Source organism: Sphingomonas hankookensis (genome assembly GCF_022664465.1).
Lineage (GTDB): Bacteria > Pseudomonadota > Alphaproteobacteria > Sphingomonadales > Sphingomonadaceae > Sphingomonas > Sphingomonas hankookensis.
Genome location: NZ_JAKREV010000002.1, coordinates 805,855 through 829,701 on the forward strand (window position 1 = coordinate 805,855; position 23,847 = coordinate 829,701).

The 23,847-nt window shown below is 67.7% G+C and carries 25 protein-coding genes and 2 pseudogenes; 16 read left to right on the plus strand and 11 right to left on the minus strand.

Annotated features, from left to right (window positions below; all coding sequences use genetic code 11):
• Nucleotides 1-98 precede the first annotated feature (98 nt).
• Together MF610_RS09205 and MF610_RS09210 are read left to right on the plus strand one after the other, a co-directional pair.
• Nucleotides 99-611, plus strand: a complete 513-nt coding sequence (locus MF610_RS09205) for a winged helix DNA-binding protein (protein ID WP_242195189.1) — start codon at nt 99-101, stop codon at nt 609-611.
• Nucleotides 611-1,609, plus strand: coding sequence for a DUF2891 domain-containing protein (locus MF610_RS09210; RefSeq protein ID WP_242195192.1), 999 nt, complete (start codon nt 611-613; stop codon nt 1,607-1,609). The genes MF610_RS09205 and MF610_RS09210 overlap by 1 nt, the downstream gene beginning before the upstream one ends.
• Nucleotides 1,610-1,621: 12 nt before the next feature.
• Here the strand turns inward: MF610_RS09210 and MF610_RS09215 are convergent, their stop codons facing one another.
• Entirely contained in the window at nt 1,622-2,851 is a 1,230-nt protein-coding gene (locus MF610_RS09215) for an NAD(P)/FAD-dependent oxidoreductase (RefSeq protein ID WP_242195195.1), read from the minus strand.
• Nucleotides 2,848-3,048, minus strand: coding sequence for a hypothetical protein (locus MF610_RS09220; protein WP_242195197.1), 201 nt, complete (start codon nt 3,046-3,048; stop codon nt 2,848-2,850). The genes MF610_RS09215 and MF610_RS09220 overlap by 4 nt, the downstream gene beginning before the upstream one ends.
• Between MF610_RS09220 and MF610_RS09225 the strand changes: the two genes are divergently transcribed.
• Nucleotides 3,047-4,045: an alpha/beta hydrolase gene (locus tag MF610_RS09225; RefSeq protein WP_242195200.1), complete on the plus strand. Its 999-nt coding sequence runs from the start codon at nt 3,047-3,049 to the stop codon at nt 4,043-4,045. The genes MF610_RS09220 and MF610_RS09225 overlap by 2 nt on opposite strands.
• Before the next feature lie 133 nt (nt 4,046-4,178).
• Here MF610_RS09225 and MF610_RS09230 read toward each other — a convergent pair whose 3' ends face one another.
• Entirely contained in the window at nt 4,179-6,473 is a 2,295-nt protein-coding gene (locus MF610_RS09230) for a GH92 family glycosyl hydrolase (protein WP_380870952.1), read from the minus strand.
• Between the two features lie 292 nt (nt 6,474-6,765).
• Between MF610_RS09230 and MF610_RS09235 the strand changes: the two genes are divergently transcribed.
• Genes MF610_RS09235 through MF610_RS09255 form a run of 5 tightly spaced genes read left to right on the plus strand, consistent with a single transcriptional unit; the run spans nt 6,766 to nt 11,747 of the window.
• Nucleotides 6,766-7,713: a hypothetical protein gene (locus MF610_RS09235; RefSeq protein WP_242195203.1), complete on the plus strand. Its 948-nt coding sequence runs from the start codon at nt 6,766-6,768 to the stop codon at nt 7,711-7,713.
• Nucleotides 7,710-8,582, plus strand: a complete 873-nt coding sequence (locus MF610_RS09240; RefSeq protein ID WP_242195206.1) for a HesA/MoeB/ThiF family protein — start codon at nt 7,710-7,712, stop codon at nt 8,580-8,582. The genes MF610_RS09235 and MF610_RS09240 overlap by 4 nt, the downstream gene beginning before the upstream one ends.
• Nucleotides 8,579-9,697 carry a hypothetical protein gene (locus MF610_RS09245; RefSeq protein ID WP_242195208.1) on the plus strand — a complete coding sequence of 373 codons (1,119 nt, stop codon included), beginning with the start codon at nt 8,579-8,581 and terminating at the stop codon, nt 9,695-9,697. The genes MF610_RS09240 and MF610_RS09245 overlap by 4 nt, the downstream gene beginning before the upstream one ends.
• Entirely contained in the window at nt 9,694-10,791 is a 1,098-nt protein-coding gene (locus MF610_RS09250) for a GNAT family N-acetyltransferase (protein ID WP_242195210.1), read from the plus strand. Before MF610_RS09245 ends, MF610_RS09250 begins: the two co-directional genes overlap by 4 nt.
• Entirely contained in the window at nt 10,788-11,747 is a 960-nt protein-coding gene (locus MF610_RS09255) for a hypothetical protein (RefSeq protein ID WP_242195211.1), read from the plus strand. The genes MF610_RS09250 and MF610_RS09255 overlap by 4 nt, the downstream gene beginning before the upstream one ends.
• Here MF610_RS09255 and MF610_RS09260 read toward each other — a convergent pair.
• Genes MF610_RS09260 through MF610_RS09285 form a run of 6 tightly spaced genes read right to left on the minus strand, consistent with a single transcriptional unit; the run spans nt 11,744 to nt 16,198 of the window.
• Nucleotides 11,744-13,387 carry a c-type cytochrome gene (locus tag MF610_RS09260; protein WP_242195363.1) on the minus strand — a complete coding sequence of 548 codons (1,644 nt, stop codon included), beginning with the start codon at nt 13,385-13,387 and terminating at the stop codon, nt 11,744-11,746. The two genes, MF610_RS09255 and MF610_RS09260, sit on opposite strands and share 4 nt — an antisense overlap.
• On the minus strand, nt 13,372-14,037 hold the full coding sequence (locus MF610_RS09265; RefSeq protein ID WP_242195214.1) for a zinc ribbon domain-containing protein: 666 nt from the start codon (nt 14,035-14,037) through the stop codon (nt 13,372-13,374). Before MF610_RS09265 ends, MF610_RS09260 begins: the two co-directional genes overlap by 16 nt.
• A 45-nt stretch (nt 14,038-14,082) precedes the next feature.
• Nucleotides 14,083-14,715 (minus strand): hypothetical protein, encoded by a 633-nt coding sequence (locus tag MF610_RS09270; protein WP_242195217.1) that lies wholly within the window; start codon nt 14,713-14,715, stop codon nt 14,083-14,085.
• Nucleotides 14,716-14,728: 13 nt separating this feature from the next.
• Nucleotides 14,729-15,316: a TetR/AcrR family transcriptional regulator gene (locus MF610_RS09275; RefSeq protein WP_242195220.1), complete on the minus strand. Its 588-nt coding sequence runs from the start codon at nt 15,314-15,316 to the stop codon at nt 14,729-14,731.
• Nucleotides 15,317-15,320: 4 nt separating this feature from the next.
• Nucleotides 15,321-15,776 (minus strand): DUF5991 domain-containing protein, encoded by a 456-nt coding sequence (locus tag MF610_RS09280; RefSeq protein WP_242195222.1) that lies wholly within the window; start codon nt 15,774-15,776, stop codon nt 15,321-15,323.
• 32 nt (nt 15,777-15,808) lie between these two features.
• Nucleotides 15,809-16,198, minus strand: coding sequence for a hypothetical protein (locus tag MF610_RS09285; RefSeq protein WP_242195226.1), 390 nt, complete (start codon nt 16,196-16,198; stop codon nt 15,809-15,811).
• A gap of 150 nt (nt 16,199-16,348) precedes the next feature.
• Here MF610_RS09285 and MF610_RS09290 point away from each other — a divergent pair, with 150 nt between their 5' ends.
• The gene (locus tag MF610_RS09290; protein WP_242195228.1) at nt 16,349-17,161 is read left to right on the plus strand and encodes a tryptophan 2,3-dioxygenase; all 813 of its coding nucleotides are present in this window, start codon (nt 16,349-16,351) and stop codon (nt 17,159-17,161) included.
• The gene (gene kynU, locus MF610_RS09295; RefSeq protein ID WP_242195231.1) at nt 17,158-18,396 is read left to right on the plus strand and encodes a kynureninase; all 1,239 of its coding nucleotides are present in this window, start codon (nt 17,158-17,160) and stop codon (nt 18,394-18,396) included. The genes MF610_RS09290 and kynU overlap by 4 nt, the downstream gene beginning before the upstream one ends.
• A gap of 278 nt (nt 18,397-18,674) precedes the next feature.
• Here the strand turns inward: kynU and MF610_RS09300 are convergent.
• A pseudogene (locus tag MF610_RS09300) lies at nt 18,675-19,431 on the minus strand (IS5 family transposase).
• Between the two features lie 46 nt (nt 19,432-19,477).
• Here MF610_RS09300 and MF610_RS09305 point away from each other — a divergent pair.
• The 3 genes from MF610_RS09305 (at nt 19,478) to MF610_RS09315 (ending at nt 21,061) form a co-directional block, all read left to right on the plus strand.
• The gene (locus tag MF610_RS09305; RefSeq protein WP_380870956.1) at nt 19,478-19,699 is read left to right on the plus strand and encodes a tautomerase family protein; all 222 of its coding nucleotides are present in this window, start codon (nt 19,478-19,480) and stop codon (nt 19,697-19,699) included.
• Between the two features lie 123 nt (nt 19,700-19,822).
• Nucleotides 19,823-20,566, plus strand: coding sequence for an alpha/beta hydrolase (locus MF610_RS09310; RefSeq protein WP_242195237.1), 744 nt, complete (start codon nt 19,823-19,825; stop codon nt 20,564-20,566).
• An 84-nt stretch (nt 20,567-20,650) separates the two neighbouring features.
• A complete protein-coding gene (locus MF610_RS09315; protein WP_242195240.1) occupies nt 20,651-21,061 on the plus strand; it encodes a nuclear transport factor 2 family protein in 411 nt (136 codons plus the stop codon).
• A 171-nt stretch (nt 21,062-21,232) separates the two neighbouring features.
• On the opposite strand, the pseudogene MF610_RS19210 reads toward MF610_RS09315, so the two are convergent.
• Nucleotides 21,233-21,499: pseudogene (locus tag MF610_RS19210) on the minus strand (helix-turn-helix domain-containing protein); the annotation flags it as partial.
• A gap of 100 nt (nt 21,500-21,599) precedes the next feature.
• Here MF610_RS19210 and MF610_RS09320 point away from each other — a divergent pair.
• From MF610_RS09320 to MF610_RS09330, 3 genes are all read left to right on the plus strand, one after another.
• Nucleotides 21,600-22,376: a recombinase zinc ribbon domain-containing protein gene (locus tag MF610_RS09320; RefSeq protein ID WP_242195244.1), complete on the plus strand. Its 777-nt coding sequence runs from the start codon at nt 21,600-21,602 to the stop codon at nt 22,374-22,376.
• A gap of 262 nt (nt 22,377-22,638) precedes the next feature.
• A protein-coding gene (locus MF610_RS09325; RefSeq protein ID WP_242195246.1) for an IS5 family transposase occupies nt 22,639-23,396 on the plus strand; the annotation gives its coding sequence in 2 pieces (ribosomal slippage) (nt 22,639-22,972 and nt 22,972-23,396; 759 coding nt in all).
• Between the two features lie 77 nt (nt 23,397-23,473).
• Nucleotides 23,474-23,847, plus strand: a 374-nt coding sequence (locus MF610_RS09330) for a transposase family protein (protein ID WP_479687779.1), incomplete at its 3' end; no start/stop codon positions are given.

A 23,847-nucleotide genomic window follows, 5' to 3' on the forward strand; every position in this document is an offset into this window, starting at 1 on the left:
CTTCCTTATTGACGATTTATCGATGAATCATCTCTTACATGTTGACATATTATTTGACTAGTCGGATGATTGCGGCGGTTTTTGGAAAGGTTCGGGTGGTGACAGCGCAGCGTGGCAAGACGATCGTTTCCTCGGCACATCTGGCCGATGGTGCCGTTCCTGCGCTGTCCGAACTGGAATTCAGCCTGACGCTGGCGGCGACCGCCTATCATCGCTGGATCGCGCGGTGCGCGACGGCAGCGGGGATCGCGCTTGCCCCGCTCGACGTGCTGATCCTGCATACCGTGCGCCACCGCGACCGGCCCAAGCGGCTGGCCGATGTTGCGCTGGTGCTGGATATCGAGGACACGCATCTGGTGACCTATGCGATCCGCAAGCTGGATCAGGCCGGGCTGGTCGCGACGCACCGCGCGGGCAAGGAAAAGCTGGTGACGGCGACCGACAAGGGCCGCGACTTCTGCACCGCCTATCGCGACCTGCGCGAAACGATGCTGGCGGAGGCGATCGCCGCCGACGGCCCAGACGCGGCGCAATTGTCGCAAGCCGCCGCGCTGCTGCGGCGCCTGTCGGGTCAGTATAACCAGGCCGCACGCGCGGCGGCGACGCTGTGATGCATCCGGTGCTCGACGCCGACCTCGCCGGTCGTTTCGCGCGGATCGCACTCGGCCATGTGACGCGCGAATATCCGCACAAGCCCGACCATGTCATGACGTCGGCCGACGATGTGTACCTGCCGTCGCAGGTGCATCCTTTATTCTATGGCAGCTTCGACTGGCACAGCTGCGTCCATAGCTATTGGCTGCTCGCCCGCGTCGCGCGGCTGTTCCCCGCCTTGCCCGAAGCCAAGGCAATCGAGACGCTCTTCGTCGACAGCTTCACCGCGCAGAAGGTCGCGGTCGAATGCGCCTATCTCGACCGGCCGGCCTCGCGCGGGTTCGAGCGGACCTATGGCTGGGCGTGGGCGCTGATGCTTTCGGCCGAGTTGACCCTGGGCAACAGCCGCCATGCCGCGACGCTGCAGCCGCTGGCGAATGCGTTCGTGGCGCGGTTCCACGCCTTTCTGCCGCTGCTCGACTATCCGATCCGTGCCGGCACCCATGCGAACACCGCGTTCGCGCTGATTCTGGCCGAGCTTTATGCCGCGGTGACGGGCGACCAAGGCCTCGTCACGCTGCTGCGCGACCGGGCGCGACACTGGTTCGCGGCAGACCGCGCGGCACCGGCGCTGGAACCGGGTGGCGACGAATTCCTCTCCGCGACGCTCACCGAAGCGGTGGCGATGCGGCGCCTGCTGCCCGATGCCGAGTTCGCCGCGTGGTTCGCGCGGTTCCTGCCCGAGTTGGCCGGGGACGATGCGGCGCCGATCTTCGCCCCCGCGCGGGTCAGCGATCGCAGCGACGGCAAGATCGCGCATCTCGACGGGCTGAACCTCAGCCGGGCATGGATGCTGCGAACGCTGGCACCCACGCTGTCGCCGGGCGCGGCGGAGGTGGTGCAGGCGAGCGCCGACGACCATCTCGCCGCAGCGCTCGATACCGTCGCGGGGCATTATATGGGCGAACACTGGCTTGCGACGTTCGCGCTGCTGGCGCTGAGCGAAGCCGCCTGAGCGGCGGCATCCTTACACCATATCCTTTAAGGGGATCGTGCTATCGGCCAGCGCCTCGCGCGACACGATCGCACCCTGCTCCACCAGCTTGTGCCCCTGGACATAGTTCCGCGTCGAATTGACGCAATCGAGCGCGACGACCCGTCCTCGACGCAGATAGACGATCGCGAACGACCGGCTCGCCATGTCACCGCGCACGACGATATCGTCATGGCCGACCGACAACCCGACTGTCTGCAACCGCAGGTCATATTGGTTCGACCAGAACCACGGCAGCGCGGCATGCGGCGGGGTGTCGTGGTCGATCAGGTGCGCGGCGGCGGTCATCGCCTGATCGTTGGCGTTCTGCACGCTTTCGACGCGCAGCCGGACACCATCGGCATAGCAGTTCGCCTGCGCCGCGCAGTCGCCGATCGCATAGATGCCGGGTACCGACGTGCGGCACCATCGGTCGACCTCGACACCGTTCGTCCCCAGTGCCCCGGCGGCGAGCAGCGGTTCGACCGACGGCACGATGCCGATGCCGACGATCACCATGTCGCACGCGACCGCGCCGCCATCGGCGGTGCGCACCGACAGGCCATCGCCCGCCCGCTCGATACACTCGACCGTGACGCCCAGCCGCAGATCGACGCCGTGCGTACGGTGTTCCGCTTCGTAGAAGGCAGACAGTGGCACGCCGGCAACACGCGCCAGCACCCGGTCCTGCGCCTCCAGCAGCGTGACCCCTTTGCCGAGTTTGGTCAGCACCGCCGCCGCCTCCAGCCCGACATAGCCACCGCCGATGATGCAGACGCGCTCGACCCGGTCGAGTTCGCCTAGGATCGCGTCGACATCGGCACGGCTGCGCACGCCATGGACACCGGGCAGGTCGTGGCCGCTGCACGTCAGCCGCCGCGGCGCGCCGCCGGTGGCCCAGATCAGCGTACCGTAGCCGAACGCCGCGCCGTCCGCCGTCTCGACGCGGCGCACCCGCGGATCGATCCGCACCACCCGCCGCCCGAGCAGCAGTTCGACCTGCCGCTCCTCCCAGAACGCGACCGGGCGGATCAGGATGCGCTCGAACGCCTTTTCGCCCGCGAAATAGTCTTTGGACAGTGGTGGGCGTTCATAGGGCGGCTCCGCTTCGTCGCCGAGGATCGCGATGCTGCCGGCGAACTTCTTCTGCCGCAGCGCGATCGCCGCCTGCGCCCCGCCATGGCCGCCGCCGACGATCAGCACGTCATAATGCGGTCCGCTCATGCGGCAGTCGCCGGTTCGCGCGCGTCGGCAGTCATGTCGAGTTCCTCCGGAAAACGCCGTCTTGCCTTTCGCAGACGGCAGCGGTCAATGCGATCACCGGTGAAACCGGGCTTGCCAAGCGCGACATCGCCGCCAAGATCGTGGGCGCTGCGCCGGGCCCGCGGCGCGGGATGATTCATCGACAGGAAGCCCATCATGGTCGCTCGTTCGTTTTCGCTGCGTGTCGCGTTGTTCTCCACCCTCGCGCTGGCACCGGTAGGCGTGTCGGCGCAGACGCCCACTCCCCGCGCCACGGCCGCGCGGCCCGCTCCGCCGGCGGCGTGGACCGCGGCGCCGTTCGTACCGCTCTGGACCGGCACCCCGCCCGGCGGCGGGTTCCACGCAGTGGCGGTGCCGAAAGACAGCCCGGCGACGTTCCTGCGCAATATCGAACAACCGGGCATGCGGCTGTTCCGCCCGGCACGCGCCAATGGTGCATCGGTGCTGGTGATCCCCGGCGGGGCGTACGACTTCCTGTCGATCGGCAACGAGGGCGTCGACATTGCCGGACGGCTGAACGCGCTGGGCTATACCGTCTATGTCCTCGTCTACCGTCTGCCGGGCGAAGGCTGGGCGAACCGCGCCGACGTGCCGTTGCAGGATGCGCAACGTGGACTGCGCATGGTCCGCGCCGCCGCGTCGAAGGACGGGCTCGACCCGCATCGCGTCGCGGTGCTGGGCTTTTCGGCCGGCGGGCATCTGGCGGCGACGCTGGAAACCGATTTCGCCCAGTCCGTGTACGCGCCGCGCGACGCGACCGACCGGATCGACGCCCGTCCCGATGCCGCCGCGCTGATCTATCCGGTGATCGCGGCCGCTGCGCCCTTCACCCACGCGCTGTCGGCCGAGCGGCTGCTGGGCAAGACCCCCGCCCCGGCCGCCATCGCCCGCCGCTCCCCCGCCGAGCACGTGACCGCGACCACCCCGCCGACCTTCCTGCTCCACGCGATGGACGACGGCGCGGTGGTACCCGACAACAGCATGGCGATGATGACAGCGCTCCGCCGCGCCGGCCGTCCGGTCGAGGCGCATTTCCTGACCGAAGGGGGCCACGGCTTCGGCGTCGGTTCACCGACGCTGCCCGCCGGGCACTGGGTCGAGGCGTTCGACCGCTGGCTGAGGCGCAGCTTTGCCCGACCGGAGGCGAAGGGGTGACGGGTCGATCCCGCCGTCCGCGCCGAACGTCATCCCAGCGAAGGCTGGGATCTCCCGGTCGTAGCACGGGGCAGGAACCGCTGATGCCCCAGCCTTCGCTGGGGCGACTTTCCTGCGCTGCTAATCGGGACAGCTACCGGCTCATCGAATAGGGCCGATCCCCCGGCGCGGTCGCCCGGCTGCGGTCGGGCCGGGGCCCCATCCGGAACGCGAGCGTCCCGCCGGCCATGATCTCGTCATGCCGGATGTACCCGCGCGTCAGCGGCCGGCCGTTGAGCGTCACCGACGCGACATAGCGGTTTGCCTCGCTCAACCCCTGCGCCGTCACCACGAACCGCTTGCCGCCGGCCAGGTTCAGCACCGCGCGGTTCACGAACGGACGGCCGAGGACATATTCGTTGGTACCTGGGGCCACGGGATAAAAACCGATCGCGGTGAACGCCAGCCATGCCGACATCTGGCCCAGATCGTCGTTACCCGACAGCCCGTCGGGCGTCGCCTTATACTGGCTGTCGACGATCTGCTTCAGCCGTTCCTGCGTCCGCCACGGCTGCCCGGCATAGCCATAGAGATAGGCGACATGGTGGCTCGGCTCGTTGCCATGGATATATTGCCCGATCAGCCCGGCGATATCCTCGGCATGGCTGTAGTCGAGCTTCGAATTGTCGAAATCGAACATCTGGTCGAGCTTCGCCACGACCTTCGCATCGCCGCCCATCGTCGCAAACAGCCCGGCCTGATCGTGCGGCACGAACCAGCTATATTGCCATGCATTGCCCTCGGTATAATCCGATCCGTAGTTGATCGCGGTCGGATCGAACGGCACGCGCCAGCTGCCATCGGCTTTCCGCGCGCGCAGGAACCCGGTCTGCGCGTCGAAGCTGTTGCGCCAGTTGCCCGCGCGCCGTTCGAACTTTGCCGCGACGTCGGTGCGCCCCATCGCGCGCGCCATCCGGGCGATGGTCCAGTCGTCATAGGCATATTCGACGGTCTTCGACGCCGCCTCGGGCTCGCGGTCGATCGGCACGTACCCGCGCTGCATATATTCGCCGAGGCCGCCGTATGGCGCGTAGCTGGCGCTGGCGACCATCGCGTCCAGCGCCGCATTCGCATCGAAGCCGCGAATGCCCTTCAGGTACGCGTCGGCGATCACCGGCACCGCATGATAGCCGATCATCGTCCACGTCTCGCGCCCATGGAACTGCCATACCGGCAGGATACCGTCGGGACTGGCTGTGCGGCTGGCGATCAGCGAACGGACGATCTCGGCGTTGACCGCCTCCGGCTGGATCAGCGTCAGCAACGGGTGCTGCGCGCGGAACGTGTCCCACAGCGAAAAGGTCGAGCGGAAGGTGAAGCCATCGGCCTTGTGCACCTGATCGTCGGGGCCGCGATAGCGCCCGTCGCTGTCGCTCCATACGCTTGGCGCCAGCAGGCTATGGTACAAGGCGGTCGCGACCATCCGCCGCATCGCCGGCTTCGCCTCCAGCTCGACCGCGCCCAGCGCCTGGCGCCATGCGGCATGGGTCCGCGCCCGGACCGCATCGAAATCGCCCGCCTCGCCCGCCAGATTGGCGATCGCACCGGCCTCGTCCACGCCCGAGATCGCGACCTTCACCTCCAGCGGCGCGTCGAGCCTGCCGAAATCGAGCCGTGCGACCAGCGCGCGGCCCAGCCGCTCCGCCACCGCATCGCTGCCGCGTCCCGGCCCCTGAAACCCCTTGTACGGAATGTCGCTCTCGCGGTTGACGAGCGCATGGGCGGTGAGCTGCGCGGAAAAGCGCATGGCAAAGAAGAATTTGCGCCCCGGCGCCCAGCCGCGCGTCTCGCGAAACCCGGTCAGGATGCCGTCGGGCCGCAGCCGCAGCCCCGACCACAAAATCTTGCCGGGATAATTGTAGAGCGACGAGCGCAGGTCGACGACCAGATGCGCCGCCTTGCCCGCCGGGAAGCGATAGCGATGCACCCCGACGCGCGTGCCCGCGGTCAGCTCGGCGCGCACCCCCGGCCGGTCGAGCGTCACCGCATAATAGCCCGGCCGCGCGGTCTCGGTCGCGTGCCGGAACGCGGAGCGATAGCCCGGTCGTTCGGGTGATCCGGGGTCCATCGGCACGTCGTCCCCCGCGACCGGCATCACCAGCAGGTCGCCCAGATCCGAATGCCCCGCGCCCGAAAAATGGGTATGGCTGAACCCCTGGATCGTCGGGTCGTCGTAGCGATAGCCCGCGGCATGGCCATAGCATTCGCGCGTCACGCAACCCGTATCGGTGTCGGGCGACAACTGCACCATCCCGAACGGCGCCACCGCGCCGGGATAGGTATGCCCCTCACCCCCCGTGCCGATGAACGGATCGACGTCGTCGACCGTCCCGCGCTGTGCCGAGGCGGCGGTCGATACGATCGCCAGTGCCAGCATCACCCACCGCATCCGACACTCCTCTTTATCTTTCGCGCATTGTCGCCGAGCGGGGCGGCGCTGCCAACCCCGTATGCAGAAAGGATATTTCTGCGCCCGCCGGCCCCATTCGTCATTCCCGCGCAGGCAGGAATCCATAAACGCAGCGTAGCGAAGCCAGCCCGACCGTCGGCGGCAACGGATTTCCGCCTTCGCGGGAATGACGGATTGGGACGCGCGAGAACCTCCCACCCCGGCAGGGATGACGATCCCCCCGCAAAGCTGATAAGCCCATCGCCACAATGGGTTCGGACGACGAAAAGCGATGCGGTCCACGACACTCTTGCGCGCGTTCACCGGCAGGTTCCTGCACCTCCGCTTCCGCTCGGGCCGCGAATATCGCGTCGAGATCGTCGAGCGCCCGGCGCGCACGTTGTCGCCACCTGCCTTTGCCGAACTGGAGGCCGCGTGCCGCCAAGTGGTCGCCGCCTGCCTCGACGGGCGGCAGCTCGATTACGGCCTGTTCGCGCCCGACGGATCGGCATGGGATGCGAGCGTGGTGACGCTGGTCCGTGCGGCCGATGAAGACACGCCGATCGCGTTCAACGCCATGCCGCTGCTGCCGGTCGAACGCGGCGGCGTGCGCGAAGAGGTGCTGCATCTGGGGCTGGTGATGGTCGATCCGGCGGCGCGCAGCGGCGGGCTGTCGTGGATCCTCTATGGCCTGACCTGCTTCGCGCTGTTCGTCCGCCGGGACCTGCGCCCGCTGTGGATCAGCAGCGTCACGCAGGTGCCGGCGGTGGTCGGCATGGTCGCCGAGACGTTCGACGACGTCTATCCGGCACAGGCGGGCACGCAGGCGAGTTTCGCCCACCGCCATCTGGCGCATCAGATCATGCGCGCCAGCCGCGCGGCGTTCGGCGTCGGCGACGATGCCGGGTTCGATCCCGTCGGCCATGTCATCACCGACGCCTATACCGGCGGGTCGGACAATCTGAAGAAACGCTTCGACGTGGCCGCCAAGCATCGCGACGACCGCTACAACCGCTTCTGCGCGACGACGCTCGATTACGACCGGGGCGACGACGTGTTGCAGATCGGGCGGATCGACCTCGCCACCGCGCGCCGTTTCCTGTCGCGCAGCGTGCCGCGCCATGCCGTCCCGCAACTGGCGGTGCAGGCGGTGATCGTCGGGGTACAGGCGGTGGCCGCGCCGCTGCTGCAATGGCTGTCCGCCGACAAACCCCTTGGCCGATTGAGACCCGCACGATGACCCGCTTCGACTATGCCGAGATGACCACCCGCAACCGCGGCTTCGTGACCGAGGCGGAGCAGGCGCGGCTGCGAACGGCGAGCGTGCTGATCCCCGGCGTCGGCGGCATGGGCGGGGCGGCGTTCATGGCGCTGGTTCGCGCCGGGATCGGCCGCTTCGTCATCGCCGATATCGACCATTTCGAGGTATCGAACCTCAACCGCCAGCTGTTCGCGACGCTCGACACCGTCGGGCAGGAAAAGGCGGCGGCGGCGCGTGACGGCGCGCTGCGCATCAATCCTGAGGCGCAGATCGAGGTGCTGGGCGGCGAATGGCCCGACGCGCTCGACCGGCTGATCCCCGCCGCCGACGTAATCGTCAACGGCATGGACGATGCCGCCGCGGGGGTACACCTCTATCGCCGGGCGCAGGCGCATGGCCTCACGGTGATCGACGCCTATGCCTCCCCCCTGCCCTCGGTCACCGTCGTCCGGCCCGATGCGCCGCGCCCGGAGGCGCGGCTGCGCTATCCGACGGTCGGGGTCGATTGGCGGCAGGTGACACCCGCGATGCGGGTGACATGCCTGCAGCGCGAGATCGAATATGTCCTGACGCACAGCTCGTCGCACCGCCATGTCGACCTGACCGTCGCGGCGGAGGTGGCGGCGGGCACGCGGTCGCGCTTCTCGTTCGCGACGATGGTGACGATGGCCGGCACGATGATGGCGGACGAAGCGATCCGCGCGATCCTCAAGCGCCCCGGCGGCACCGACCATCGCGGCTATTTCTTCAACCCCCATGCCGTAAAGGTCGAACGGCCGTTGCCCGCCCCGATCGCGGCGGTGCGCGGCTTTGCGGTGCGGCGGTTCATGCAGCGGATGATGGCGTGATCGACACGATCGTCACCGGCATCGCGCTGGTCGCGGTGCTGATCGCGCGGGTGCCTGCGGCGGAGGCCGCTGCGCGATCCGCGGTCGCGGCGCGGCTGCGCAGCCTCTACACGCTGACCGCCATATTGCTTGCGCTCCGGCTGCTGACCCCAGTCGTCGCGGCGACGCCGCTGGTGGTGGCGTTGATGATCGTCGCGGCATGGTTGCCGTTCGCCGCGCTGCGTCTGGTCGAGGAACTGTGCCGGCGGCATGCGCGGCGGGTCGTCAAGCTGCTGGCGCTGGGCGGCGGTATCGCGTTTTCGATGCTGGCGGTGACGCTGGGTGTGGTGTGGAGCGAGGGCGCGCTGCTGGCGCTGGCGGCGTGGCAGGCGGCGATGCTGGCGCTGATGATCGTGCAGATGGCACGGGCGCGGCGCGATCTGCGCACGGCCGAGCGGCGGACGCTCGATAGCTTCCTGCTCGCGCTGCTGCTGACCATCCCGCTGGCGCTCAGCGACTTCACCGCGCTGCTGCCCGATGCGCCGGTGCGCGGCGGGGCGATCGCGGTGCTGGTGATCGTGCTGGGATCGTCGCGCCTGACCGACGATCGCGGCACGCCGCTGGGCCTGCTCGCCGACCTCGCCGTGGCGCTGAGTGCCGGCGGCATGGTCGCGCTGATCGCGCAGGCGATGATGCCCCAGGCGCTCCAGCTGGCGGCGGCAGGCTGGGCACTGGCCGCGCTGTTGCTGCTGGTCGAGCGCACGCGCGGGCGGGCGGCGGCCGGATCGGGGCTGACCGCCGCGCTGGCGCGGGTGCCGGGCGACGACCTGCCCGCGATCCTGTCGGCACATCCGTTGCTGGAGGGCGCGCAGCTGCTGGATGGGGACCGGCTCGCCGCCTATCCCCCGGCGAGTATCGCGCGGCTGCTCGATCACCGCATCGTCGGCGCCGACCTTGCCGATGCCGAAACCCGCGATGCCGCGCGCGAATTGCTGGCCGCGACGCAGGCGACGCATCTGATCCGCGTGTCGCGCACGCCGCCCCGGCTGCTGGCGGTGGCGGCGGGCGGCCTTGCCGGGCGCGGGCTCGACGACGAACTGGCGCTGGCGGCGCGACTGATCGAGGGGGCGGCATGACGATCGAGTTACGCGAAGGCGACCGCAACGCCTTTTTCGACGCGCCATTCCACGCCTATTCGCCGGCGGACGGCTATGTCTCGCCGCTGAGAAGCGACATCCGCCGGATGCTCGACCCCGCCGCCAATCCGCTCTGGCGCGCAGGCAACCCGTTCCGCTTCTGGACCGCCCACCGCTCGGACAAGCCGGTCGGACGGATCGTCGCCCATGTCCACCGCGCGTCGAACGAACGCCACGGCACGGCCCGCGCACAGTTCGGCTTCTTCGACTGCGCCGACGACCCCGCCGCAGCGGCGGCCTTGCTCGGCGCGGCGGAACGCTTCGCCCGCGACACCGGGCAACGTGAGCTGGTCGGCAATTTCAATCTGACCGCGATGCAGCAATGCGGGGTGATGACCGGCGGGTTCGGCGCGCGCGGCTATACCGACATGGTGGTCAACCCGCCGCACGTCCCGCGCCTGCTCGATGCGAACGGCTTCACGCGTTTCTTCCCGATGCGCACCTTCGAACTCGATCTGGCCAAGGCGCGGACGCAGGATTTCCGCAAGCCGCTGGCCGGTGACGGTTTCCGCTTCGCGCCCGTCGAAAAGGCCAGCTTCGCCGCACGGATGGAGGAGGCGCGCGGCGTGCTGAACGACGGCTTCGCCGACAATCCGATGTTCGTGCCGCTGACGTCGCACGAGTTCCAGTTCCAGGCGGGCGAGATGATGGCGATCCTCGACCCCCGGCTGTCGTCGGTGCTGCTGCATCACGACCGCCCGGTCGGCACGATTATCTGCATCCCCGACCTGAACGGGTTCTTGTCGGCCACCCGCTCGCGGATCGGGTTGACCACGCCGTTCCACTATCTGCGCTATCGCCTCGCGCGGCGGCGGGCGGTCGTCATCTTCTATTCGGTGGTGCAGGATCACCATGGCCGCGGGCTGATGGGCGGGATGCTCGCGCGCACCGTCGCCGCGCTACGCGGGGCCGGCTATCGCCAGCTCGGCATCACCTGGATCGCCGACGCCAATGCCGCGAGCCTCCGCCAGATGGAAAAGCTCGGCGCAAAACCGCTGCACCAGCTGCACCTGTTCCGGAAGGACGTCGCATGATCGACCGCATGGCGCTGATCGCCGAGGCCGCGCTCGCCCCGAGCGTCCACAATGTCCAGCCGGCGCGCTGGCGGCTGGTCGGCGACGACGGCATCGCCCTGTTCGAGGATGCGCGCACCCGGCTGCGGGTGGGCGACCCCGGCGGCAACGACGCGCAGATCAGCCTCGGCGCAGCAGCCGAAGGACTGCGCCTCGCGGCAGGCCGGGCGGGACTGGCACTGGTCGCCGACGCGCCGGGGGCCGCCGTCGCCGCGTGGCGGCTGGTACCGGGCGATACCCCGCCCGATCCGCTCGCCGAACGGGTCGCGCACCGCCACTCATGGCGCGGCGACTTCGCCAAGGTCGGTTCCGCCGACCGGACCGCGGCGGCGGCACTAACGGCGTCCGACGCGAAGGTCGTGACCGATCCCACGGCACTGGCCGATCTCGCGCGCACCTACGACGCGGCGAGCTACGGCTTCCTGCGCGACCCCGGGTTCCGCCGCGAACTCCTGTCATGGATGCGGCTCGGGCGCAGCCATCCGCGCTGGGCGCTCGACGGATTGAATGCCGAAGCGATGGCGATGGGCCGGGTCGAGGCATGGGGTGCAGGCGTGGTGCTGGGCGGCGGCTTCGCGCTGCTCGACCGGATCGGTCTGGCCCGCCCGCTGCTGGCGGAGGGGCGCAAGATCGCCCGCAGCGCCGCCCTGGTCGTGTTCCACCGCCCCGCCGACGAAGCACCGTTCGACAGCGGGCAGCATTTCTACCGCCTCTGGCTGCGGATCGAGGCGGCAGGGTTCGGCGCGTCGGTGCTGGCGGCGCTGGCCGACGATCCGGTTGCGGCCAAGGCGACGGCGCAACGCGCCGGCGTGCCGTCCACCGACCGGATCGTCAGCGCCTTCCGCATCGGCCGCCGCCCGTCCGGCGCCACTCCGCCATCCCGCGCCCGACGGTCGGTCGAGGAACTGCTGGTCTAAAGCAACTTGAGGAACGCCAGCAACGCCGCCTTGTCCTGCGGCGACAGGTCGGCGCCGAAGGCATGGCCGTCCTTGCCCCGCCCGGCCCTCCGCGTATCGATCCACACCGGCGTCGCGAACGGTCGATAGCCGGAGGGATAGCTGCCGTCCGCCGCCAGCCGCAACCCGACGCGCTCGAACTCCAGCGCATGGCCGCCGACTTGAAACCGCGCGATCCGCCGCGCCGGGGTCAGCAGCGCGTCGAGCGTCGCGACCGACCCGTTGTGCAGATACGGTGCCGACGCCCATAGTCCGGTCAGCGGCGGCGCGGCATAGCCCTGTCCCGCCGCGACCGCGATCCGATCGCGATACGCCGTCCGCCCCACTGCCGCGGCCAGCGGCTGACCGAACGTTGTCGCGCGCAGGCGATCGGTGCCGACATCCCCCACCCAGTTGGGAAAGCGGATCAGGCGCGGGCGTGCGCCGCGCAGGTCGTAATCGCCATGGCACGCGGCACAGGCGCGCGCATACACCCCCGCCCCGCTCCGCGCCTGCACCCGATCGACCGCGCCCGGAAATGGCTGCGGCCGATAGGTTTCGAGGAACGCCACCACCTGCGTCGCGTCGTCGATCGCATCATAGGCGGCATCGGGATGCACCCCCATGCTCGGCACGGTGAAGAAGGTCGTGATCGCCGCCAATGCCCGCCGATGTTCCGGCGTCAGATCGGCGCGCGTCGTCGGCCCCGCCGCCCCCGGCACGCCATAGGCACCATCGGCCAGCAACCGGTTGCGCAACACACGGTCGCCCAGATCGGGGATCGACACGGTCCCGACATCGCCCCGCCCGCCCTCGATCAGCGGCAGGCCCAGCGCGGCTTTCAGCGCCGCCACGCCATTGGTCGTCCCCGGCGTCCCGTTGGGAAAGGGCAACGGCCGGTCCGCTCCACCCAGCGCGGCCAGCCGCCGCTTGACCAGCGGCAGCACCAGCAGCCGCAGCGTCGCCCGCTCGCGCGGCCCCATGTCGGGGAACAGCGCCTCGGCGGTCGGCAGCAACCTCTCGCTGCCGGCATGGCGGCGGAGCGCCCCGAACACCGCCATCGTATAGGCTTCGAGGTCGAGCGAACTGTTCGGCATCCCCAGCACCGCGCGGCCCGGATCGGGCGTCCCGTCGGCGCGATAGGCTACCCCGGCATGGCAGGCGGCGCATCCCAGATTGGCGACGCGCACCACGCTGCCCCCGACCGGCGCGACGTTGCCCATCGTCATGCCGAGCGGCAGGCCGGTCATGGGCGGCACGACGCCCACGGGAAGATTGACGACGCTCGCCTCGGTCAAGAACCCGAAGCGCCCCAGCACGCGGTCCAGCGTCTTGCCATCGACCGCCGCCGGATCGCGCGCTTGTTCGTCGAGGACCAGCGCGGCGGCGACCAGCCGCCACGGCAGTGCGTTGCGCGACAGCGCGTCCATGCTGATCCCGCCGAACGCGCCCCCTTCGAACGCCGCCGCGCCCTCGGCCACCGCCCCCGCGCCGGGCGCCACCGCCGGGCGGGTCAGCGACACGCCGACCGGCCGCGCCCCGCCCCACAGCAGCGCGGCGGCGAGTACGAGGCCCAATCCGGCCAGCGCGACGCGGCTCCAGCGCATCAGGCGGGCGCGCAACCCTGCAGGATCGTCGTTCCCGCCAGCGTCGTCACCGACCGGCAAGTCAGCGTCACCCGGTCGCCCTTCGCCCGCCCTGCAAAAGGCGCCAGATCGGCGACATTGGCGACGACATAGTTGAACCGCGTGTTACCCTCCAGCGACAGCGAAGGACTGCCCGCGGTCGACACCGATACCAGCGTACCGTCGAGCGTGACCGAGCCGTCATAGCGCCGCGCCGCACCCGCCGGATCGGTGCGGAACGCCGCATCGATCGCGGCGACGGAGGTCCGCGTCGCATCCCCGTCCGCTTCGCGCGGCACCGCGGCGGCGGGGGCCGGCGCTTCGTCGGGTGCGTTCAGCGTCGCTTCGGCGATCGGCGCGGCGTCGTTGCCCGCGCCTGCCCGCATCCCGTCGCGCTGGCTCCACAGGAACACGCCGATGACGATCAGCGCGATGACGATCATCGCCGGCAGGATCATCCCGCCCCCGCCGCTGCGATGCGGCCGGAGCGGCGGCAGCGCCGGTCGCGCGGCGGGCGGGGCCGGTTCGGCCGGGCGGAACGCTGCTTCGGGCGTCGGCGCGACCGGTTCGGCAGTCGCCGTTCCGCACGCCGGACAGAAACGGGCATCATCGGGAAGGTTGGTGCCGCAATTGGTGCAAAACGCCATGGTTTCCTCCTATTCGACGGGGGGCTCGATGAAGATCGGCAGGGTTCAGGGCCAGCTCGGCAGCGATTCGAGCACGCTGTCGCCGGTACGACGGACACACAGCCGGTCGATCAGGAAGACGACCACGATCGCCGCGATGCTCCCGACGATCAGACTGCCCGTCTCGCTCCAGTCGCGCAACAGCCAGGAGACGCCGATAAAGGTCATGAATCCAACGACGATTTCGGCGACCAGATAGCCAAGGAACGACCAGATGCCGCCCTTCGGCTTCGCGGTCAGTGGTACGGGTCGCGCGTCGCCCGGCGCCTCGGCGATCGGCGGCAGGTCGACCGGCGTCCGCCCGGCCAGCGCGCGTTCGGGCGCGCGCATCTCCCACTTCTGCGCCCGGTAGAGGCCGAAGCCGATCGCGACCAGCGCCACCATCATCAGCGCGAACCCGCCGAGGTCGTTGCCCTCGGGAAACCATAGCGAAATCAGCATCGCCGCCGCGATGATCGATGCCATGATCGCCGCCACGCTCATCGCGAAGCTGATCCCGGCCCGGTTGACGAAGTCGATATATTCCAGCTCGGTGACCGGCCATGCCGGGCCCTTGCCGTCTACGCGGTACCAATAGCCATCGGGTCGCTTCTCGAACTGCATCGCCATGAAGCCGCCCATCGTGGTGAATAGTCCCATGGTCCTGTCTCCATCATCTGGCGGCGGCGAGGCTTTCGCGCACCCGCGCCAGCGCCGCGCCTTCGACGTCGCGCTCGCCCATCGCTTCCCACGATCCGCTGACCGCAAAGGCGCAGTGGCCATGGACGGTCGCGACCAGCGAGCGGGCGAGCGTCCCCACCGCCGCGTCGGGCGTGCGGTCCAGTGCCGCCGCTACCTCGCGCACGATGATCCCGGTCAGCCGCCCGCGCACCGCGCCCTGCGCCTCCGGGATCGCGTCCGGCGCGATGCGGTGTTCGTAGATCGCCGACCAACGCAGCGGATTGTCGCGCGCGAACGCGAAATAGGCATCGACAAGCACGGCGATCCGGTCCTGCTCCGCCCCGGCCAGCCGTGCTTCGAGCGCATCGGCCCATAGCGCGAAGGTCGCGGTGTTGATCGCCATCACCAGCCCGTCGACATTGCCGAACACATTGTGGACGGTGCCGATGGTATAGCCCACCCGCTTCGCCACTTCGCGCGCGGAGAAATCGGACAGGCCGGTTTCGGCCATCAGCGCCGCGCCGGCCGCAAGGATCAGCGCGTGGAGTTCGACGCGGCTGTGATCGGATCGCCGTCCCATCGCCTTACCCGACCTTGCGGAACAGCTTGCCCGCGCGCGGGGTGGCGTCGCTCGACGCGGTCAGCGCCTGCAGCCGCGTCGCGATGCCGCGCGGAGCCCGGCTGAGCGTGAACAGCGCCTGCCCACGACGATAGCCGGAATCGAACATGTTGTCCGCGCCATAGCCATAGAATTTGACGACGATGCTCCCGCGCTCGGGCGTGACCGTACAGCGGATGCGCTTGTTGGTCTGGAATCCCTGTCCGTTCAGCATACAGCCGGTCGGGCCGTTGCCGGGTCCGATGCTCAGCGTGTAGGTAATGAACGCGACGATGCTGTCGTCGGGCGACGATCCGCCGTGGCGGCCGACATTCTCTTCCCAGACATAGCGGCCGTTCCAGCCGGCGACCTGCGCCGATGCCGGCGTCGCGGCGGTGGCGACCAGCGCGAGGCCGATCGCTGTAGCAAGGGGGTTACGCATGATGACTCTCCCAGGATACGAGTATGATAGCGTCAACGCGCGGTCAGCGACATCCGGCCGGTCAGCGGGGTGATGGCGAAATCGGCACCACCGCGCGGCGACGGCCACATCGCGATCTGGAACCGCTGCTTGGCGGCGCAGACGTTGAGCGACCACACCTCGAAATGGCCCCCCATGGACGTTGCCGGCCGGGTCGGCTGGCGCGGGACGTAGGTCCGCGGCATCACCGCACGGTCGGCTGAAAAGATCATGCGGCACCCGCCGGTGCGCTTCGAATATTCGGCGATCGCCGTCAGCACATCGGCCTGCAGCTGCGGGCTAGCCATGCTGCGGCCGGTGACCTTCAGCGGATAGGCGGCGGCCGGCTGTGCGGCGATCGCAGCGGTGACGAGAGCTGCGGCGATGAAATGCTTGCGCTTCATGTTCCTACTCCTGCGTGCGTCCTGTTGTTAGGCGCAGGACAACAATTAATCAACGCTCAATTAACAGATAATGAACAGTGTTCATTTTAATGAGGACGGCCGATCGTCGAAAAGAAGCCCGTTGTGCGCAAACTTCGCTACCTTCCGACAATGGAGAAACGCGACGACGCCCCCGCTGCCGGCTCGACCTATGGCAGCTACCTGCACCTGCCCACCCTGTTGTCGTGTCAGCACCCGCTGTCCGATACGCATGACGAGATGCTGTTCATCGTCATCCATCAAGCGTCCGAGCTGTGGATGAAGCTGTGTTTGCACGAACTGGAGGCCGCACGCACCGCGATCGTCGATTCGCGCCTCGACGAAGCGTTCAAGATGATGGCGCGCGTCGCCCGCATCCAAGCGCAGCTGATCCAGAGCTGGGACGTGCTCGCCACCATCACCCCCGCCGATTATTCGGCGATGCGCGGGGCGCTGGGCAGCAGTTCGGGGTTCCAGTCGCACCAGTATCGCCTGCTCGAATTCCTGATGGGTAACAAGAACGCGGCGATGATCGACGTGCACCGCGATACGCCCGACGTGCAGGCGACGCTGCGTGCGGCGCTGGTCCGGCCCGGCCTGTACGACGAAGCGTTGCGCGCCGCCGCCCGTGCCGGCCTGCCCGTCCCGGCCGACCGCCTCGACCGCGACTTTTCGCAGCCCTATGTCGCGTCGGCGCAGGTCGAGGATTGCTGGCGCGCGGTCTATGCCGATCCGGCACGCTACTGGGACCTGTACGAACTCGCCGAAAAGCTCGTCGACCTCGAATATCGGTTCCAGCTGTGGCGCTTCGGGCATCTGAAGACGGTCGAGCGCGTGATCGGGTTCAAGCGGGGCACCGGCGGGACTGCGGGCGTACCCTATCTGGCGAAGGTGGTCGAACAGGTGTTCTTTCCCGAACTGCTGACGGTACGGGTGGCGCTATGACCGCCCTGACCCTCGACGCCGCCCGCGCGCGTGATGCCGCCGATCCGCTGCGCCACAAGCGCGCCAATTTCCTGCTGCCCGCCGGTAAAATCTATCTCGATGGCAATTCGCTGGGTGCCCTGCCCCGCTCGACCCCGCCGCGCATCGCCGCGCTGGTCACGCAGGAATGGGGCGAGGACCTGATTGGCAGCTGGAACAGCGCCGGCTGGATCGACGCGCCGCGCACGCTGGGCGCGCGCATCGCGCCGCTGATCGGGGCGCAGGCCGACGAGGTGCTGGTGACCGACTCCACCTCGGTCAATTTGTTCAAGCTGCTGACCGCCGCGTGCCTCGCCCGACCGGATCGCTCGACGATCCTGAGCGAACCCGGCAATTTCCCGACCGACCTCTACATCGCTGACGGCGTGACCCGCACCCTGCCCGGCCGGCGGCTGCGTACCGTGCCCGCCGAGGATATCGTCGCCGTAATCGACGACGATGTCGCGGTCGTGCTGCTGACCGATGTCCATTACAAGAGCGGACGGCGACTCGACATGGCGACGATCACCGCTGCCGCCCATGCGCGCGGCGCGCTGGTCCTGTGGGACCTCAGCCACAGCGTCGGCGCGGTGCCGGTGGCGCTGGGCGCCTGCGATGCCGACCTCGCGGTCGGGTGCGGCTATAAATATCTGAACGGCGGCCCCGGTGCGCCGGCCTTCCTCTACGTCGCACGGGCGTTGCAGGACACGCTGCGCTCGCCGCTGACCGGCTGGATGGGGCATGACGCGCCGTTCGCCTTCACCGACGACTATCGTCCGGCACCCGGTATCGCCCGCTTCCTGTGCGGCACCCCGCCGATCGTGGCGATGGGGGCGCTCGAACAGGGGTTGGCGCAGTTCGACGGCGTTGATTTCGCCACTTTGGTTGCCAAGTCGCAGGCGCTGTGCGACCTGTTCGTCGCGCTGGTCGACGACCGTTGTGCCGGGTTCGACCTGACCTTGCTGTCACCGCGCGACGCGGGGGCGCGCGGCAGCCATCTGTCCTACGCCCATCCCGACGCCTATGCGCTGTGCCAGGCGCTGATCGCCCGCGGCGTGATCGGCGACTTTCGCGCGCCCGATGCGGTACGCTTCGGCTTCACCCCGCTTTACACCAGCCATGAGGACGTCTGGCGCGCGGTCGACATCCTCGCCGATATCCTTGCCGCGAAGGCATGGGACGATCCGGCCTATCGCCGCCGTGCCGCGGTGACCTGACCGCGGGCAGATCGACATTCCAACGGTTCGCGATCCGCCGCCCTGGGTCGGAACAGCTACCTTCTCCGTCACCCCGGACTTGATCGGGGGTCCCGCTTTCTACGGCGGTCGCGAGAAGAAGCGGGACCCCGGATCAAGTCCGGGGTGACGATTCCGGAGGGGGAACCCTTGCATATCGATCCGGCCTAGGAAGCATCACAATGGTGCCGTTCCGCACATCGTGGCACCTCCGCATTCGGCGAAGCGCGGGCTAGGTGTTTAGGGTCAGGACTCGTTGATTACAGCCAGAAGATGATGGTGGCTGCGAGGGCGATGGCGGAGAAGAAGGCGGTGGGGCAGCGGTCGTAGCGCGTAGCGACGCGACGCCAGTCCTTCAGACGGCCGAACATGATCTCGATGCGGCTGCGGCGCCGATAGCGACGCTTGTCGTACCGGACGGGCTCGTTGCGCGAATTGCGGCCCGGGATGCAGGGCTGGATGCCTTTGGCCTGGAGAGCGTCCCTGAACCAATCCGCGTCATAGCCGCGGTCGCCAAGCAGCCATTGTGCCTTGGGCAGGTCATCGAGCAGCGCTGCCGCGCCGGTGTAATCGCTGACCTGGCCTGCGGTCATGAAGAAGCTCAGCGGGCGTCCGTTCGCATCGGCGACCGCATGGAGCTTGGTGTTCATGCCGCCTTTGGTGCGGCCGATCAGGCGGCCAAGATCCCCTTTTTAACCCGCAGGCTCGATGCCGTGCGGTGCGCCTTCAAGTAGGTCGCGTCGATCATGACCGTTCCGGGTTCCGCGCTTGCAGTCGCCACCCCCTCCATCATGCGTATGAACACACCAGCCTCGCCCCAACGCTTCCACCGATTGTATAGCGTCTTGTGCGGGTCGTAGGCGCTCGGCGCATCACACCAGCGCAGCCCGTTCTTGTTGACGAACACGATGCCGCTCAGCACCCGCCGATCGTCCACCCGTGGCTTCCCATGGCTCTTTGGAAAGAACGGCCGCAGCCGCTCGATCTGCTCATCCGTCAGCCAAACAGGTCGCTCATTCCGGTCTCCTTGCAGAGCCTGAATCAGATTGCGACACTCACATCAATGGGTTCTGACCCTACGCCGGGTGCAGACCGCACCACTACCGAGCAGAAAAACGCGGTCTACAAGGGCATCGCCGACCTGCTGTTCGATGTGATGAGAAAGCCCCGCGAAGATACGACCGTCATCTTCCACGAACATGAGATGAAAGATCTTGGCCAAGGCGGCCTGGCGATTGCCGATTATCGTCGTCAGCGCGCGCAGGGTTTCCAAGCAGGCGACTGACACCGCGTCGGGCGGCTCGAACAGCCGACCGCCGATACGATCACGCCAATCAGCGCACCTCAACCCCAACCTGATGGATCGGCTTCCGCTCGTCCGCCGCCGCCCATCGAAAGGAGAAAATTTATGGCCAAAGTTCTTGCCACGATTGCCGCAGCCCTATCCCTCGCTGCGACCGGCGCAGCCGACGCCAAGCCCGCCCGCAATGTCGTGCTGGTGCATGGCGCCTTCATCGACCAGAGCAGCTGGGACAAGGTCGCCACGCTGCTGCTCCACAAGGGCTTCCACGTCACCCAGGTCGCAAATCCGATGACGTCGCTGGAAGACGACGTGGCCGCTACCCGCAAGGCTCTCGTCGCGCAGAACGGTCCCACCGTGCTGGTCGGGCATAGTTGGGGCGGCGTGGTGATCGGCGGGGCAGGGAACGACCCCAAGGTGTCGGCGCTCGTCTACGTCGCCACTTATGCCCCCGATCGCGGCGAGAGCCTGAAGTCGCTGTCAGAAGGTGCGCCGCCCTCTCTGGGGCAGAAGGCATTGCGACCGGATGCGCGCGGCTATCTGTCGCTCGACCCCGGTGCTTTCCCGACCTTATTTGCCGGTGACGTTCCCGCGGCCGAGGGCAAGGCACTGGTCGCACACCAGATCCCGCTCAACAGCGCCGTGTTCGGGACGGAAGCGACAGTCGCGGCCTGGCACGACAAGCCGACCTTCTACCCCATTTCAGCCAAGGATCAGATGATCCCGCCAGCGGCCGAAGAGATGTTCGCCAAGCGGATGAACGCACAGACGGTGACGCTGCAGTCGAGCCACGCCTCACCTATTTCGCACCCGGTCGAAGTCGCCGCGCTGATCGAACGCGCGGCCCGATAACCTTGCGGGCGGGCTGCCGTCCTACCGCCCGGCCCGCCCTTCCCCCCGATTGCTGACCAACCTGCACCTTAGGAGTATCTTGCGATGAACACCGCTCATGTCGACGACTATTTCGCCGCCCTCGCCAACCGGGACAGCCTGCGGATCGTACCGCATCTCGCCGAGAACATTGTCCTGCTCGGCCCCATCTTTCCTGAACCCACCATCGGCAAGGACGCGGTGGTAGAGGTCCTTCCAGGCTTCCTGGAGACGATCGACAGCCTCAAGGTGAACCTCCGCTTCGCACAGGATAATGACGTCGCGGTGTTCTTCAGCTTCACTTGCAATGGCCTGAAGGTAAAGGGTAACGAACACCTCCACCTGAACGAGGACGGCCTGATCGACCGTATCGAAGTGGCGTGGCGCCCCCCTCCCGCGACCATCGAAGTCCAGGAGGTGTTCGCCAGCAAGCTTGGCTTCCCGGCCATGCATCTGGTCCCCGCGTCGGACGCCTGATGCGATCCACGCAGTGTCTCGGGCCGGCGTTGCCTGCGAGATGAGCTCCAGAGGCCTGTAGGGCTGGTTTGGTCGCCAAACCATCCCACATCGTGTGCGCACGGCTGCTGCGGGCTTGGAGAACGAGGCTCTGACGGTCCCTCGATTTACGCCGTCTGGGTACCGGCCTGGGCCGGTACCCAGACGGCGCTGGAACGCAGCGCGCATCTGCTCAGGGCTGGCAAAGCCGCAGTCGTAAGCGACCGTTTTCAGAGCATGATCGCTTGCCTTAAGCAGTTTGCGGGCTTGATCGGTCATGACGCCTTCCACGAACTCGTGGGGCGTCACATCCAGTTCGCTGACAAAGGCGCGAGCAATGCCGCGCTCACTCACCCCCCAACTTCGGCAAGTCGCCGCACCGGCATCGGCTCGACGGTAGTGGCGCCGAAATCCGGACAGCGAGACGCGCGAGCGGCGCTACCGAATTCGCGACCGGTCGGAATGGGTGTAGGCTGCCGTTCCCGACCTGCGCATTCTCGACGACCAGCTCTGGGATGCGGTGCATCAACAGATCGAGCGGCGCAAAAACCCGAATCTGGGCGGCTCACCCGTGGGGCAGAGGCGGAAAAAGCATCTTCTGTCCGGCCTCATCCGCTGCAGCGTGTGCGGGTTGAACTATACCATCAGCGGAAAGGACTATTACCGCTGCGCTGGGCATAAGAAGCGCGGCACCTGCAGCAACACCGTATCCGTACGCAGGGCGTCCCTAGAGCACGCGACGCTGGCGGTGTTCCAGCATCACCTTTTCACGCCCGACCATGCACGAATCTTCGCCGATGAGTTAACGCGGGAGCTGGACCGCCTCAGCCGTCACGCCGGGGGCCGTGACGATGCGCTGAGCGAGCGTCAGGCGGTGGTCACGGCAGAGATTGCTAACCTCGGCGCGAATATGCTGGCCGGCGTAATCAGCGAGACGTTGACGAAGCTGCTGGTCGAGCGCGAAGCAGAGAAGCAGTGGCTCAAGGCGCAGATCCAGCTCCAGCCCCGCGTCGAGACCATCACTCTGCGGGCACCTGCGGACCTGACCGCTCTCTTCGCCGCGAAGGCGCAACGTCTTACAGAGACGCCCAACGAGGACAAGATCTGCGGCGAAGCCGCGGAGATCCTGTCGCGGCTTATAGAGAGCGTGACGATCTATTCTGGCGCGGGCGGCTCAGCCGAGGCCAAAGTCGTGGCAAAGATCGGGGACTTGGTGGCGTTCGCCCCCAACGGCGACGCCGCCTGTGGGGGCGGCGTATGGTGGTTTGGTTGCGGGGACAGGATTTTACCGCTGTAGAACTCGATTTAAGTTGCCAAGCGGCTTGATCGTAGGCCCGTGACGCTCGAAAGCGACCTGATGGACCTGCACATACAAATCCTGCACCGTTAGAAATAGACGCTAGTAGTGAGTAAGAGACGCAAGAACCTAGAACACACATCTTAGCAACGGTGGCATGATCTGTATTACCTTGCTATCCCCACGCATGAGCATTGGCTTAGGGTCAGGACCCATTGATGTCGGCGTCGCGATCTGATTCAGGCTCCGTAAGGAGACCGGAATGAGCGACCTGTTTTGGCTGACGGATGAGCAGATCGAGCGGCTGCGGCCGTTCTTTCCCAAGAGCCATGGGAAGCCGCGGGTGGACGATCGGCGGGTGCTGAGCGGCATCGTGTTCGTCAACAAGAACGGGCTGCGCTGGCGCGATGCTCCGAGCGCGTACGGCCCGCACAAGACGCTATACAATCGGTGGAAGCGTTGGGGCGAGGCCGGTGTTTTCTCGCGCATGATGGAGGGGTTGGCGACCGCAAGCGCGGAACCCGGAACGATCATGATCGACGCGACCTACTTGAAGGCGCACCACACGGCATCGAGCCTGCGGGTTAAAAAGGGGATCTTGGCCGCCTGATCGGCCGTACCAAAGGCGGCATGAACACCAAGCTCCATGCCGTCGCCGATGCGAACGGACGCCCGCTGAGCTTCTTCATGACCGCAGGCCAGGTCAGCGACTACACCGGCGCGGCAGCGCTGCTCGATGACCTCCCCAAGGCACAATGGCTGCTTGGCGACCGCGGCTATGACGCGGATTGGTTCAGAGACGCTCTCCAGGCCAAAGGCATCCAGCCCTGCATCCCAGGCCGCAAATCGCGCAACGAGCCCGTCCTGTATGACAAGCGCCGCTATCGGCGCCGCAGCCGCATTGAGATCATGTTCGGTCGTCTGAAGGACTGGCGTCGCGTCGCTACGCGCTACGACCGCTGCCCCACCGCCTTCTTCTCCGCCATCGCCCTCGCAGCCACCGTCATCTTCTGGCTGTAATCAACGAGTCCTGACCCTAAGTGTTTGATCCCAAGGTTTGATGGTGCGATCCTTTCGTTGGATTGGAAGGAAGCCGTATGGGACAGGTACGTCACGGAAGCGCCACGACCACGCACGCCGTCCGAGCAGCAATACAGCGATCGCAAGCTTCGCTCGCGACGCTGAGCCGGGAGCTGGGGATCAACCCCAAGACCGTGGCGAAGTGGCGCAAGAGGACAACCATCGAGGATCTGAAGACCGGGCCGAAGGCCCCTCGTTCAACGACCCTGTCCGAAGCGGAGGAGGCAATGGTTGTGGCGTTCCGACGGCACACACTGCTGCCGCTCGACGATTGCCTCTACACCTTGCAGCCGTCGATCCCGCACCTGACCCGGTCAGCGCTGCACCGCTGCCTGCAACGGCACGGCATCTCCCGCCTGCCGGATATTGAGGGGAGCAAGCCAAAGCGTCA

Excerpts from the sequence above, each read along its gene's own strand:
- MF610_RS09240 (WP_242195206.1), top strand. The coding sequence starts at position 7,710 with ATGACCCGCTTCGACTATGCCGAGATGACCACCCGCAACCGCGGCTTC.
- MF610_RS09290 (WP_242195228.1), top strand. The coding sequence starts at position 16,349 with ATGGAGAAACGCGACGACGCCCCCGCTGCCGGCTCGACCTATGGCAGC.
- MF610_RS09220 (WP_242195197.1), bottom strand. The coding sequence starts at position 3,048 with ATGATGGGCTTCCTGTCGATGAATCATCCCGCGCCGCGGGCCCGGCGC.
- MF610_RS09225 (WP_242195200.1), top strand. The coding sequence starts at position 3,047 with ATGGTCGCTCGTTCGTTTTCGCTGCGTGTCGCGTTGTTCTCCACCCTC.
- MF610_RS09265 (WP_242195214.1), bottom strand. The coding sequence starts at position 14,037 with ATGGCGTTTTGCACCAATTGCGGCACCAACCTTCCCGATGATGCCCGT.
- MF610_RS09310 (WP_242195237.1), top strand. The coding sequence starts at position 19,823 with ATGGCCAAAGTTCTTGCCACGATTGCCGCAGCCCTATCCCTCGCTGCG.
- MF610_RS09235 (WP_242195203.1), top strand. The coding sequence starts at position 6,766 with ATGCGGTCCACGACACTCTTGCGCGCGTTCACCGGCAGGTTCCTGCAC.
- MF610_RS09280 (WP_242195222.1), bottom strand. The coding sequence starts at position 15,776 with ATGCGTAACCCCCTTGCTACAGCGATCGGCCTCGCGCTGGTCGCCACC.
- MF610_RS09270 (WP_242195217.1), bottom strand. The coding sequence starts at position 14,715 with ATGGGACTATTCACCACGATGGGCGGCTTCATGGCGATGCAGTTCGAG.
- MF610_RS09215 (WP_242195195.1), bottom strand. The coding sequence starts at position 2,851 with ATGAGCGGACCGCATTATGACGTGCTGATCGTCGGCGGCGGCCATGGC.
- MF610_RS09275 (WP_242195220.1), bottom strand. The coding sequence starts at position 15,316 with ATGGGACGGCGATCCGATCACAGCCGCGTCGAACTCCACGCGCTGATC.
- MF610_RS09230 (WP_380870952.1), bottom strand. The coding sequence starts at position 6,473 with ATGCGGTGGGTGATGCTGGCACTGGCGATCGTATCGACCGCCGCCTCG.
- MF610_RS09285 (WP_242195226.1), bottom strand. The coding sequence starts at position 16,198 with ATGAAGCGCAAGCATTTCATCGCCGCAGCTCTCGTCACCGCTGCGATC.
- MF610_RS09210 (WP_242195192.1), top strand. The coding sequence starts at position 611 with ATGCATCCGGTGCTCGACGCCGACCTCGCCGGTCGTTTCGCGCGGATC.
- MF610_RS09315 (WP_242195240.1), top strand. The coding sequence starts at position 20,651 with ATGAACACCGCTCATGTCGACGACTATTTCGCCGCCCTCGCCAACCGG.
- kynU (WP_242195231.1), top strand. The coding sequence starts at position 17,158 with ATGACCGCCCTGACCCTCGACGCCGCCCGCGCGCGTGATGCCGCCGAT.
- MF610_RS09255 (WP_242195211.1), top strand. The coding sequence starts at position 10,788 with ATGATCGACCGCATGGCGCTGATCGCCGAGGCCGCGCTCGCCCCGAGC.
- MF610_RS09250 (WP_242195210.1), top strand. The coding sequence starts at position 9,694 with ATGACGATCGAGTTACGCGAAGGCGACCGCAACGCCTTTTTCGACGCG.
- MF610_RS09305 (WP_380870956.1), top strand. The coding sequence starts at position 19,478 with ATGGGTTCTGACCCTACGCCGGGTGCAGACCGCACCACTACCGAGCAG.